Genomic DNA, 411 nt, shown 5'->3' on the forward strand with positions numbered 1-411 from the left:
CCGGTGCGAATCCGGCGCGGTCCCGCCACTGTCACCGGGCACGGTGTCCCTTCGGGGATACGGTCCCCGGGAGCCAGGAACTCTCGCCGCCGCGTTTTCCGTCGAGCCGGGGCGCGGACCCTGAGTGAGGACACGTCGCCATGCCTGGCCGCGCCTGCGCCTGTGCCGCCGCCGCTTCTGCCGGCCTCGCCCTGTGGGCTTCCGCCCGCACCGGCGCGTCCGCCGTGCCGGTCCCTTCTGCGGCCCCCGCCGCCTCGGTCGTGTCCACCGCCTCCACCAGCCTCGCCGCGTCAATCACTTCCGCGGCGGGAGCCTTCGCGGGCCCGGCCCGTTCCCCGGGCTGGGACGCCGCGTGGATCCACGCGTACGGGGCGGCGGGCGGGCTGCTCGCCGACCTTCTGCTGGGCGATC

1 pseudogene and 1 riboswitch are annotated in these 411 nt (G+C 76.4%); the pseudogene reads left to right on the top strand.

Annotated features, from left to right (window positions below):
• Positions 1–106: riboswitch (cobalamin riboswitch) on the top strand. This riboswitch is flagged as partial in the annotation.
• A 34-nt stretch (positions 107–140) separates the two neighbouring features.
• Positions 141–411 (top strand): annotated as a pseudogene (locus GT042_RS22425) (hypothetical protein); the annotation flags it as partial.

This window comes from Streptomyces sp. SID3212, assembly GCF_009865405.1.
In the GTDB taxonomy this organism is placed as follows: domain Bacteria; phylum Actinomycetota; class Actinomycetes; order Streptomycetales; family Streptomycetaceae; genus Streptomyces.